Source organism: Rhodoplanes sp. (assembly GCF_013377085.1).
In the GTDB taxonomy this organism is placed as follows: Bacteria; Pseudomonadota; Alphaproteobacteria; order Rhizobiales; family Xanthobacteraceae; genus Rhodoplanes.
Genome location: NZ_JACAAX010000075.1, coordinates 1 through 12365 on the forward strand (window position 1 = coordinate 1; position 12365 = coordinate 12365).

Here is a 12365-nt window from a genome sequence, read left to right on the forward strand (position 1 = left end):
GGCACAATCGACCCTCACAACCCCTCGCAGAAGGTGGCGCCAAAACGACGCTTACCTCGCATCGCCGACCAGCGGCAGTAAGCGGGGTCTACAATTTTGAGAATGGGTGCGAGGTTCAGCCCGCGTTGAGCTGAACGTCGCTCTGTTTTACAAGCCCTGCGCGAGTAAAATTCATCGAGCCTGACAGCACGCAGCTTTCTAACGCGAATAACTATTAAGCGGGAAAGTCGCGCGAAGCGCCTCTCTGTTTAATTTTTTCTTAGGTCCATTTGGAAACACTGCTTAGTGACTGATCCGCGCAGGAGCAGGCAGGCTGCCCATGGCGACGTGGATCCTCATTCCGAAACGTCAACCTAGGCGAAAAGCTCGTCGGCGTACGGAACCCGTCCCTCGTAGAGGCCGTAGACGAGGTAGTGAAGCAGGGGGTTAATGTGGGCGGCGGCGACATCCGGATTGTGCGCCAAGTAATCGTGTGTATCGAAGTTTGCCGATGGGTTCCGCCCTTCCTGCCAGCCGTATTGCATATAGTGAGTGAGCGGATTAATTCCTGCGGCACGGACATCGGCATACCGGGCAAGATAACCCGCTGTATCGAAGTAGGCGTTCGGATTTCGCCCTTCGTGCCAGCCGTAAGTATTGTAATGTCCCGAAACATCAGCATGCGCCAGCGCGACATCCCTGTAGGTAAGGTCGTAATACTCGTCGTCAATCCCAGTCTGTGCAATGCCCCGACCGACTGCTGGCGCAATCTCACGTCCTTCTGAGATTCCGTACTCTAGATAATGGGCTAGCGGGTTCAATCCAGCAGCCCGCACGTCTGGATTATGAATGAGGTAGAAATCAGTATCAAACAGAGAGCCTGGATCGCGGCCTTCGTGCCAGCCATAGGAGTTATAGTGTGTTAACGGATTAATGTGGGCCGCATCAACATCCCGATTGTATCCGATGTAGCCGGCAGTGCTAAAATAAGGATCAGGATTCCGTCCCTCATGCCAGCCGTAAGCATTATAATGCAATCTGCCGTCCACGCCGGCGTGATACACGTCTATATTTTGTTGCATGTAGAATATCGTATCAAACAGGGGATCGCCGTCAGCGTAATCGATCCGCCCATCCGTGAACTGCATGTGCTCGATCGTGTAGAGCGCGTCGAACCCATCAATACCGGAAACCGTCACGTGGTTTCCGAGATCCCGACACTGATACGCCGTGAATGCCCCTGTGAAAATCGCTGTATCGTCTCCTGGCCCACCAATTAACACGTCATTTCCGGCGCCGCCGTCGAGCCGGTTGTTGGCATCGTTTCCGAGAATAGTGTCGTCGCCGGAGCCGCCGATCGCGTTCTCGATCACCGCGCCGAGAGCGATCGAGATGTTCCCCGTCTCACCACCGATGTTCGAGACCGTGCCGGCATTCAGATTGATGAGCTGGTTCTGGCCGTATCCGGAGCAGTTGAGGGTGTCGGTGCCGCCGGCGTCCCATATGCAGAGCTGGGGGGCCGTGTTGACGGAGAAGTCATAGATCGATCCGGCGGTGCCGCCGAATCCGTAGATCGTGTCGCCGGTTCGAGTGCTCATGTTGGCGCCGTAGATCTGCTGCAATTCGTAGATGTCGAGCAGCATCGGAGTCTGGGCGGTGGCGAAGCCGCCCGGGCTCTGGCCCGTGTAGGAACCGGCGAAATAGCTCATGACCGAGTACTGCTCGGTGTCCTGGGTAAACTGCGCCGCGTTGGCGTAGGTGATCGAAACGCCGGGACCGGCATTGTAGTCACCCGGATGCGACAGGCCCATCGCATGGCCGAGTTCGTGCATGATGGCGAACCAGCTGTAGCTCCCGTATGGGATCGACGTCGTCGAGACGCTGTCGAGGTTCAGCCAGAGGTCGCCCGCCGACGCGGTGCTGGCGGTCGAGCCGGGATAGAATGCGAACGCTCCGGCTCCGTCGTTCGGATCGTAGTAGTTTCCGATCAGAATCGTCGCGTTGTTCGTGTAGCCGCCCGGATTGACCAGCTGGAACGTGATGCCGCAGACGTCCGACCACATTTGAAGGATCGACTGGACGGCCGCCATCTCCGCAGCGGAGCAGCGCGAGAAGGTCGAGATGTCGGAACCCGAAACCGTGTAGCTCGGCGCGGCGTCGCGAAACCCGTAGGTGACGATCACCGGTGTGCCGGGGGAGGACCACGACGCGTCCGAGTCGATTGCGCCGCCCCCCATCGGAATATCGTAGTTTGGTCGCGTTCCGACCGACGCACTCAGACCGTATTGCCCGGCGCTCTGGTTGTTGTAGGAGCCGGCGTCGAGATAATAGGTGCCGGTCGTCGTCGCCGTGAACGTGATGGTCGAGTTGTGGCCGGGACCACTGTCGTCGTCGGCAGCGATCAGCGTCCCGGCGGCGTTCCGCAGCGTCAGATAGGTGTCGGCGACATTGTTGGTCCCGGTGCCGACCAGCGCGAACGAGTAGGTCTGGCCGGCGACCAGGCTGACGCGGTACCAGTCGTGATCGCTGGTCGTCGACAGCGTCCCCTGGGCGGTTTGTCCGATGCCGATCGCGTAGACCGTGGCGGTGCCGGCCGCGGCATCGGAGGACTCCACGACGTTCGGAAGAATGTATGGCATCGCTTGGCGCCCCTGTGCCGTTCGTTGCCGAGGGCGACGAAGAGGATTTGGTCAGTATAGCAACACGCGCCGAGTCGGTTAACAAATCAATCGGACAATCTTGGATCGGTGGATCGGTGCGCGTGAAAAAGCAGGTCGAAGCGCTCGGATTCTGTCCGCAAACCGCCGATGACGGCTCGTTAATACGTTATTCATAATACAGGCTAATTGCCGCCGCACAACGCCCACGGCGGTAAAAGACGGCGAGTTCGGACATTTGCGAGGGGTCAGTAACCCGGTCGGCGCCGTGAGGTCCCGCTCCCGGAGCGACTTGGCACAACGGCAAGGAGGAAGCGCGATCCTCGGGCGCCCTCGGCGAAAGCGTGGCCGACCCGCGCGCGGCCGGCAGGTTGCTGCCAGCAAGTTGCCGCCAGGATGGTGCCGATTGCGGTCCCGTCGGTGACGTTGCAAGGTAGGGCTATCATCAAGAATTCCGAGCCGGCCGTGCACGCCGTCATGGAGTCGCTGGGGGCGAAGGGCAATCCCGCCGCCATCGAAGGCCGGATCGCCGACATCCGCGACTGGTCGCGCATCGACAAGCTGTTTTCCGACTTCAAGCCCGACCTCGTGTTTCACGCCGCCGCCCTCAAGCACGTGCCGGTTCTGGAGCGCGACTGGGACGAGGGCGTGAAGACCAACGTGTTCGGCTCCGTCAACGTCGCCGAGGCGGCCGTGCGGGCCGGCGCCCGCGGTATGGTGATGATCTCGACCGACAAGGCGATCGAGCCGGTGTCGGTGCTCGGGGCGACCAAGCGGTTCGCCGAGATGTACTGCCAGGCGCTCGACGCCGAGTTCGCGCGGCGGTCCGGCACCGCGAGCGTGGAGCCGATGCGGCTGATCGCCGTGCGGTTCGGCAATGTGCTGGCCTCGAACGGATCCGTGATCCCCAAGTTCAAGGCGCAGATCGAGGCCGGCGGCCCGCTGACCGTGACGCATCCCGACATGGTGCGCTACTTCATGACGATCCGGGAGGCTTGCGACCTGGTGCTGACGGCGGCCAGCCACGCCCACGGGCCGGACAGCTCCGACGTGTCGGTCTACGTGCTCAACATGGGACGGCCGATCAAGATCGTCGACCCCGCCGAGCGCCTGATCCGGCTGAGCGGGCTCGAGCCCGGGCGCGACGTGACGATCCAGTTCACCGGCATCCGGCCGCGCGAACGGTTGAACGAAGTTCTCTTCTCGCACGAGGAACCTTCGGTCGAGATCGGAATCCCGGGCGTGGTGGCGGCCCGGCCCGTCTTCGTGCCGATCGAGGACATGCGGGCCCGACTTGCCGCGCTCGATCATGCATTGAGGATGGGCGATCGCGACGCCGTCTTCCAGAGTGCTCCGCGACACGGTTCCGGATTTCAAGACCGCGGCGGCATAGCCTCCCTGATCGGTATCGAGCCGAGCGCAACGGCTCCGATCGCGGCACGACGCCGGATGGGCGTCCGCGGCACTCGACCCCAGTCTCGCCAAGCGATCGCTCACGGTTCCAAAATGCCTGCGCAGCAAGTCGCCGGCCCCCGATCTGTTCGGCGCCAGTCCAGCTTTCGGCCGAGGCGAAGGTTCAGCAAAGTCGCGGACGGAGACACAGGGCTACCACCGGCCGGGGCAATCCACCGTCAGAAAGGAGCAGCTTGTCGGGACTTTAAGCTCAGCGTTCCCTGAACGACCGATAAAGCTGATCGGAGATCGGGCGGACCAGGTAGGACAGTATGGTGCGCGGGTTCGTCTCGATGAAGGCCTCGACCTGCATCCCGGGAACCATACGAAGGTCGGGGAGGCGGCGGCTCTCCGACTCGGGGACGACGATGCGGACAGTGTAAAACGTCGCTCCGGTCTTCTGATCCTGCGAGACATTCGGCGCGATCAATTTGACGACGCCGTTCAATTCGGGCGTGTTGCGTTGGTTGGCCGTCATGAACCGCAGCACGGCCCGTTGGCCGAGACGGAGCTGATCGATCTCCTGGGGGGCGACTCTCGTCTCCACCATGAACGGCTCGCTGTCGGGCACGATCTGCATGATCGTCTCGCCCTGCGCCGTGATCACGCCGCCGACCGTGTGCACCGCGAGTTGGTGAACAACGCCGGTCACGGGCGCCCGAATATCGACGCGTCGCAGCAGGTCTTCGGCGGCAACGCGCCTCTCCATCAGCTCGGCAATCTTGCTACGCAACTCCGACAGCTCCTTGCCGACCTCGGTGCGGAGCTCCTCGTCGATCTGCAGGATGCGCAGCTCGGTCTCTGCGATACGGCCCTTGACCTGAGCGATCGAGGCAACAAGCTGCCCCTTCTCGCCTGCGAGCCGTGCAGAATCGCGTTCGAGTGCCGTGACGCGGGTGAACTGCACGAGCTTTTTCTTCCACAGATCGCGAACGCCCTCGAGCTCTCGCGTGATCCATTCGATCTCCGTGCCCTTGGCAGTGACCTGTTCGACGAGCCCCTTGGATTGCTCGATTGCCTGATCGATTTGTTCGCGAAGCTGCGCTTTCAGTCCAGAGCGCGCCGCGCGCCGCAACTCGAACAGGCGTGCCTCGCCCTCGGCAACCCGCAACACGTCCGCTTCGTCCAATCGAATGACGAAATCGCCCGGAAAGACGATGTGAGACTCACCGTCGCGTTCGGCCTCGGCACGTGCTCGCCGGGCGAGCGCCTCATCGAGCTGCTTGAGAACAATCTGCAGATTGGTCCGCGTCTGGGTGTCATCGAGACGAATAAGGACTTTGCCGGCCTCGACATGATCGCCCTCACGCACCCGCAGGTCGCCGACGATGCCGCCGGTCGGGTGCTGCACCTTCTTGACGTTGGTGTCGACGACGAGTTCACCAGGTGCGATCACGGCCCCGGTGATCTCTGTTGTCGCGGCAAGCCCGCCGACACCGAAAAGCATCATCGTGACGGTGACCAACGCCATCCGGACATGGCGCCGTATGGAAAGCTCGGTCTCGTTCAGAGAGCCAATGTGGAAGGGGGGCGCCATGACTCACCGACCTGCGGGTTTGGTCTGCGAAGCCGGGGCGGGCGTGACCGAATGCACGGGCTGCCGGACCATTTTTGACAGCACCTGATCGCGCGGCCCGAAGGCTTGGATATGGCCTCCGGTCACCACCATCACGAGATCGACCGTCATCAGGGTGCTCGGTCGATGCGCAGCCAATATTACGATCCCGCCACGTCGACGAGTCGCCAAAATCGCCCGCGTGAGCGCCTCCTCGCCGTCGGCATCGAGGTTCGAATTGGGTTCGTCGAGCACGATCAGGAACGGGTTGCCGTAGAGCGCCCGCGCGAGTCCGATCCGTTGCCGCTGGCCAGCCGAGAGAAACGTGCCACCCTCGCCGATCGGTGCATCGTATCCCTGCAGTTGCCCGACGATCAGCTCGTGGGCGTCGGCAGCCTGGGCCGCAGCGACGATCGCGCCCGAATCGGCGGACGGCTCGAAGCGTGAGATGTTCTCCGCGACGCTGCCGGCGAACAGCTCGACGTCCTGGGGCAGGTATCCGATCGCCCGGCCGAGTTGCGTCGGGGGCCACTGGTCCAGCGTCGCCCCATCGAGCGCGACCCTGCCGGTGGCCGGCACCCAGGCCCCGACGAGAGCCCGCAGAAGAGAAGATTTTCCGGATCCGCTCGGCCCGACGATCCCGAGTCCATTCCCCGCTTTCAGGCGAAACGTCACGCCCCTGATCGCCGGGCGGCGACTGCCCGGCGGCACCACTGTGACGGCCTCGACCGACAGCGAGGAAGTCGGGTCCGGAAGGCTCATCGGATGGCTTTCGGGGGGAAATCGTCGCAACGCTTCGTCGAGCCGGCGCCAGCTCTGCCGAGCGGCAAGAAAGCTGCGCCAGTGGCCCAGCGCGAGCTCGACCGGGGCAAGCGCACGGGCGGTCAGGATCGATCCCGCGATGATGATGCCCGCGGTTGCCTCCTGGCGCAGGACCAGCCACGCCCCGATGCCGAGAATCGCGGACTGAAGCGCGAGCCGCAGCACCTTGGACAGCACCCCGAAGCCATTGCCGATATCGGCGGCCCGGAGCTGCGTACCAAGCAGGCGGGCATTCGAGTCGGCATAGGCCGCTTGCATTTGGGGGGCCATTCCCATGGCCTGCATCACCTCGGCGTTCCGTACCGCCGCCTCGGCGAGGCCCGCCCGACGGCCGGCATGCTCGACGATCGACGCCACCGGCCGACGCACGAACACCTCGGTCAGCAGCGTCACGATAATCAGAATCAATGCGCTGACGGTTGCGGCGACTCCCAGCAACGGGTGGAAAGCGAAGCAGATTCCGATATAGAGCGGCATCCAGGGCAGGTCGAAGATGGCGGTCGGCCCCATCCCGGACAGGAAGCTGCGGATCTGATCGAGATCGCGCAGGCTTTGGCGCGGATCAGCCGCGCTTCCGATCCGAAGCGGCGAGCGCCAGAGAAGACTGTACGCGGCCGGGCCGATTGCCTGATCGAGCAATGCGCCCGTACGCACCAGGATGCGGGTGCGGAACAGGTCCAAAAGCCCATAGAAGACGTACAGAACGACCGCGATCACCGCGAGACCCACCAGAGTCGGCAGGCTGCGGCTCGGTAGCACGCGGTCGTAGACCTCCAGCATGAAAAACGGCCCGGTCAGCGCCAGGACGTTGATCACGCCGCTCATGATCGCGATCGTGACGAACACTTTGCCACAGGCGGCCAGCGCATGGGCGAGAATCGAACGGGGGGTGCTTGGCTCATCGCCGCGCCGAACCACGCGTTCACCGTCGCTGGCCAAAACCTGCGAACCTCCATCGCCACCCGGGAGCAATGCGGTCGAACCCGAGCCCCGGGGTCGCACGTCGATTGAAGAACAGCTCGTTAGATCGCAGATTTCCTCCGTAAACTCAATAAGGTGGAATCACGGAGCGCTTCCCGGCGCCGGCCTGGTCGCGGGCGATGCGGCGCAGTCGGCCCGGGCGGCGCATCGCGACGGCGCGACGCGATCCTCTCACGGCGACCGGGCGGCCGTCGCAGCAAGGCGCCGGCGCCACCACGCGATCGTATCGGCGAGGCCGGATGCGAGGTCATAGCGGGGCACGAAGCCGACCTCTTCGCGCAATCGAGTGACCGACGCGGCCAGCCTCGGCGGGTCGTCGGGCGGCGTCGCCCGGGCGCCGAGGCGCAACAGCTCGGCCCGGCCGGTCTGGCGGCCGATCTCGGTGACGAGGTCGCGCACCGGCCGGCAGTCGCCCGAGGCGATGTTGACCGGTCCGGTGACGTCGCTCGCCGCCAGCGCCACGAAGGCGCGCGCCACGTCGGCGACATGCATGAAGTCGCGCTCCTGCCGCCCCTCGGTGCAGTCGACGGGCCGGTCGGCCAGCAGCCCGGCAATGACGTCCGACACCAGCCGGCCGGATGCTTCGCCGGGGCCGTAAAGATAGAAGATGCGCCCCCAAGCGACGGCCGGCCCACCTTGCTGCCCGGCCGCGACCAGCAGCCGGCCGGTCGAGGCCTTGGCGGTGCCGTAGAACGTCTTGGGGACTAGTGGCGTGCGCGTCTCGTCGAGATCGGGCCCGCTCCAGTCGTATTCGGCGCAGGTGCCGGCATAGACGGCGCGCTGCCCGCCCGCGGCGGCGAAGGCATGGTGCAGCTCGAGCGTCATGGCCGCCCAGGCGACGTTGTCCGGGGAGGTCCAGTAGCGCCCCGGCGTCGTCGTCCAGGCGAGATGAATCAGCCGCTCCGGCCGTGCCGCCGCGACGAGATCCGACGCCGTGCCGAAATGCAGGAGGTCGGCGGCGTGCCAGACCAGCCCGGGCCGCGGCTCGCCGATGCTGCGGGCGACCGCGTGCACCTCGTGCCCCTCGGCGAGCAGCAGATCGAGCGCCTGGCGGCCGATGAAGCCGCTGGCGCCGGTCAGGAGGACCCGGCTCACGGCACGAAGTCGGCGAAGGCCGCGTCGCGCGGCGCGATGATCGTCTCGGCGAGCGGCCAGACGATCCCGAAGGCCGGATCGTTCCAGCGCACCCCGCGGGCCAGATCGGCGACGTAGAGCTCGGACATCTGATAGAAGACCTCCGACCCGTCGGCCAGCGTCTGGAAGCCGTGGCCGAAGCCTGCCGGCACGAACAAGGCGCGGCGGTTGTCGGCCGAGAGCTCGAAGCCCTCCCACTTGCAGAAGGTCGGCGACTCCGGGCGCAGGTCGACGATCACGTCGTAGACGGCCCCGCGCGTGCAGCGCACGAGCTTCTCCTCGGGCCGCGGATCCGCCTGATAGTGCATGCCGCGCAAGGTGCCGCGCCGCGTGTTGAAGGACGTGTTGCACTGGACGAAGCGGGTCGGCAGGCCGTGTGCCGCGAACTCCTCCTCGCAATAGGTCCGGGCGAACAGGCCGCGATCGTCGGCCCGCGGCTCGATCTCGATGCGGAATGCGCCGTTCAGACCGAGCGGTTCGAAGCGCATCAGAACACGTCGAGATTCGGGATAGGTACGACGAACTTGCCGCCCCAGCCGCGGATCTCGTGCATCTGGCTCACCACCTCGTCGCGGAGGTTCCAGGCCAGGATGAACAGGTAGTCGGGCTTGGTCTGCGCGATCTGCTCGGGTCCGTAGACCGGGATGTGGGTGCCCGGCAGCAGCCGGCCCTGCTTGTGCGGGTTGCGGTCGACCACGTAGGAGATGAATTCCTTGCCGATGCCGCAGTAGTTGAGGAGCGTGTTGCCCTTGGCGGCCGCCGCATAGCCGGCGACGGTCTTGCCCTCGCGCCTGGCCTTGATGAAGAATTCGAGGATGTCGCACTTGCTGAGCGCGACCGTGGCGGCGAAGTCGCGATAGGTGTCGAGCCGGTCGAGCCCGGCGGCGCGCTCCGCGACGCGCACCGCGAGCAGCGCAGGCGACGCAGCGCGGCCCGCCTCCTGGTGGCTCGCATAGATGCGCAGCGATCCGCCGTGCGTCGGCAGCTCCTCGACGTCGTAGAGCGCGAGCCCGTGGCGGCCGAACACCGCCTCGATGGCGAGCAGCGACAGATAGGAGAAGTGCTCGTGATAGATGGTGTCGTACTGGCGGTGGCGGATGAGCTGGAGCAGGTGCGGGAACTCGACCGTGATGGTGCCGTCCGGTTTCAGCAGCGCCTTGAAGCCGGCGACGAAGTCGTTGATGTCGGGCACATGCGCCAGCACGTTGTTGGCGGCGATGAGATCGGCGCTGTGGGCGTCGCGCAGCCGCTCCGCCGTCTGCCGCCCGAAGAAGGCGACCTCGGTCTGGATCCCCTTGCCGATCGCCGTCTGGGCGACGTTGGCGGCTGGCTCGATGCCGAGCACCGGAATGCCCTTTTTGGCGAAGAACTGCAGCAGATAGCCGTCGTTGCTGGCGACCTCGACCACTTTCGAGGTCGGCCCGAGGCCGAGCCGCGCCTCCACCTTGTCCGCATAGGCGGAGCAGTGCCGCAGCCATGCGTCCGAGAAGGACGAGAAGTAGAGGTAGTCGCTGAAGATGTGCTCGGGAGACTCGAATTCCTCGAGCTGCACCAGGAAGCACTGCGAGCAGACGAACACATGGAGCGGATAGAAACGCTCCATGTCGTTGCCGTGCTCGGGCTTGAGCAGCGAGTTGGCGAGCGGCGACATTCCGAGATCCACGAAGGTGGTCTCGAGCGGCGTCCCGCAGGACCGACAAACCGGTTTCATGCGCCTTCCCCACGGCCGAGATAAAGATCGATCTGCTCGTCGCAGAGGGCGCGAGCGGACTCGCCGGCCGCCCGGCGGCGATACCATTCCGCCGACCAGCGGATCGCGGTCGGCAGGTCGAGGCGCGGACGCCAACCGAGGCGTTCGCGCGCCTTGGCGGCGTCGATGCGCAGCGTGTGCGCCTCGTGCGGATGCGGGCCGGGGCTGAGCGCCCAGGTGGCGCCGCCGCCCCACGCCTCGGCGAAGATCTCGACGACCCGCGCCACGCATTCGCTGTCGGACTCGTACGGGCCGAAGTTCCAGGCCTCCGCCGCCGTCCGATCGCTCAGCAGGCGCTCGGCCAGCAGGAGATAGCCGCTCAACGGCTCGAGCACGTGCTGCCAGGGCCGGACCGAGTGCGGGTTGCGCACCTCGACCGGCTTGCCGGCGACGTAGGCGCGGGCGCAGTCGGGGATCAGCCGGTCCGCCGCCCAGTCGCCGCCGCCGATCACGTTGCCGGCCCGGGCCGTGGCGATTGCCGCACCACTGTCGCCGAAGAACGAGTCGCGCCAGCTCGCAACAGCGATCTCGGCGCCGGCCTTGCTGCTCGAATAGGGATCGTGGCCGCCGAGCTCGTCGGTCTCTCGATAGGCCCAGGACCACTCGCGGTTCCGGTAGCATTTGTCGGTGGTGACGGCGACGACGGCGCGGACCGACGGCGTGCGCCGCACGGCGTCGAGCAGATGGATCGTCCCCATCACGTTCGACGCCCAGGTCGCCGCCGGCTCGGCATAGGAGCGCCGTACCAGTGCCTGGGCAGCCATGTGGATGACGACCTCGGGCGCCGCCGCCTCGACGGCCGCCGCGAGGGCGGACGCATCACGGATGTCGAGCTCGACAGACCGATTGTCGGCAGCGATGCCGGTGAGCACGGCGAGATTGGGGTCGGTCTCCGGCGCCAGCGCGATGCCGCTCGGCTTCGCCCCGAGGCGCTCGAGCAGCAGCCACAGCCAGGCGCCCTTGAAGCCGGTGTGGCCGGTGACCAGGACGCGCCGGCCCGCCCATGCGGCGTGCGACGGCGTCACCACAGCTTCCAGGGCGACTCGCCCTTGCTCCACAGGGCGTCGAGGTGGCGCTGGTCGCGCAGCGTGTCCATCGCCTGCCAGAAACCGTCGTGGAAATAGGCAGTGAGCTGATTGTCCTTGGCGAGCCCCATCAGCGGCGCCTGCTCCAGCACCGTGGAGTCGCCGGCGATGTAGTCGAACACGCCCGGCTTCATCACGAAGAAGCCGCCGTTGATCCAGCCGCCGTCGCCCGGCGGCTTCTCGCGGAAATTGTGCACCCGGTCGCCGTCGGTCTCCATCGCGCCGAAGCGTCCGGGAGGCCGCACCGCCGTGACGGTAACGAGACGGTTCGACGTGCGATGGCATTTGAGGAGCGCATCAAGGTCGATCGAGGCGACGCCGTCGCCATAAGTTACGAAGAACTCCTCGTCGCCGATATAGTCGCGCACGCGCAGGAGCCGGCCGCCCGTCATGGTCGCATTCCCGGTGTCGACCAGCGTCACGCGCCAGGGTTCCGCGCGGCCGCGATGAAATGTGACCTCGTTCTTGCCGAGATCGAAGGTGACGTCCGACATGTGAAGAAAATAGTTGGAGAAATACTCTTTGATGACGTAACCCTTATAGCCGATGCATATGATGAAATCATTGATGCCGAAATGCGAATAGATTTTCATAATGTGCCAAAGGATTGGGCGCCCTCCGATCTCGACCATCGGCTTCGGTCGCGTTTCGGTTTCTTCGGAGAGGCGCGTCCCGAGACCGCCGGCGAGAATAACGGCTTTCAAAACAACCTCGCAGGTCTGTTCTGTTATTGGCGGCGCAACCTACATCAGCGTTCCCCCGGCCTCAAGGGCGGCCGCGGCAGAATCCGGTGCAAGCTTTGCCACGATCGGCGCCCCGGGCGACCCGCGTGCTCGGGCCCGCGGGCCTCGTCCCGGCGGATGCCCGGGCATCCCGGATGTGCAGTCGTGTCGGTCTAGGGTCGGGACTCAATTGAGCCACCAAGCGACGGTCGCGGCCAGGATGGCGCC

8 protein-coding genes and 1 pseudogene are annotated in these 12365 nt (G+C 65.2%); 1 reads left to right on the forward strand and 8 read right to left on the reverse strand.

Features of this window, described 5'->3' with window-relative positions:
* Window positions 1–353 precede the first annotated feature (353 nt).
* Entirely contained in the window at window positions 354–2618 is a 2265-nt protein-coding gene (locus HXX10_RS28410) for a M10 family metallopeptidase C-terminal domain-containing protein (protein WP_296526794.1), read from the reverse strand.
* A gap of 459 nt (window positions 2619–3077) precedes the next feature.
* On the opposite strand from HXX10_RS28410, the pseudogene HXX10_RS28415 reads away from it, so the two are divergent.
* Window positions 3078–4029, forward strand: a pseudogene (locus tag HXX10_RS28415) (polysaccharide biosynthesis protein); the annotation flags it as partial.
* Between the two features lie 270 nt (window positions 4030–4299).
* On the opposite strand, the gene HXX10_RS28420 reads toward HXX10_RS28415, so the two are convergent.
* The 7 genes from HXX10_RS28420 to rfbF all read right to left on the reverse strand — a co-directional run bounded on the left by HXX10_RS28420 (window position 4300) and on the right by rfbF (window position 12119).
* Window positions 4300–5625 carry an HlyD family type I secretion periplasmic adaptor subunit gene (locus HXX10_RS28420; RefSeq protein ID WP_296526796.1) on the reverse strand — a complete coding sequence of 442 codons (1326 nt, stop codon included), beginning with the start codon at window positions 5623–5625 and terminating at the stop codon, window positions 4300–4302.
* Window positions 5626–5628: 3 nt separating this feature from the next.
* On the reverse strand, window positions 5629–7404 hold the full coding sequence (locus HXX10_RS28425; protein WP_296526798.1) for a type I secretion system permease/ATPase: 1776 nt from the start codon (window positions 7402–7404) through the stop codon (window positions 5629–5631).
* A gap of 213 nt (window positions 7405–7617) precedes the next feature.
* Window positions 7618–8541 (reverse strand): NAD(P)-dependent oxidoreductase, encoded by a 924-nt coding sequence (locus HXX10_RS28430; RefSeq protein ID WP_296526800.1) that lies wholly within the window; start codon window positions 8539–8541, stop codon window positions 7618–7620.
* Window positions 8538–9068 carry a dTDP-4-dehydrorhamnose 3,5-epimerase gene (gene rfbC / locus HXX10_RS28435; RefSeq protein WP_296526802.1) on the reverse strand — a complete coding sequence of 177 codons (531 nt, stop codon included), beginning with the start codon at window positions 9066–9068 and terminating at the stop codon, window positions 8538–8540. The genes HXX10_RS28430 and rfbC overlap by 4 nt, the downstream gene beginning before the upstream one ends.
* Complete coding sequence (locus HXX10_RS28440) at window positions 9068–10291, reverse strand: class I SAM-dependent methyltransferase (protein ID WP_296526804.1); 1224 nt, start codon at window positions 10289–10291, stop codon at window positions 9068–9070. The genes rfbC and HXX10_RS28440 overlap by 1 nt, the downstream gene beginning before the upstream one ends.
* Window positions 10288–11358 (reverse strand): CDP-glucose 4,6-dehydratase, encoded by a 1071-nt coding sequence (gene rfbG, locus HXX10_RS28445; protein ID WP_296526808.1) that lies wholly within the window; start codon window positions 11356–11358, stop codon window positions 10288–10290. The genes HXX10_RS28440 and rfbG overlap by 4 nt, the downstream gene beginning before the upstream one ends.
* Entirely contained in the window at window positions 11352–12119 is a 768-nt protein-coding gene (rfbF, locus tag HXX10_RS28450; RefSeq protein WP_296526806.1) for a glucose-1-phosphate cytidylyltransferase, read from the reverse strand. Before rfbF ends, rfbG begins: the two co-directional genes overlap by 7 nt.
* Between the last annotated feature and the right edge of the window lie 246 nt (window positions 12120–12365).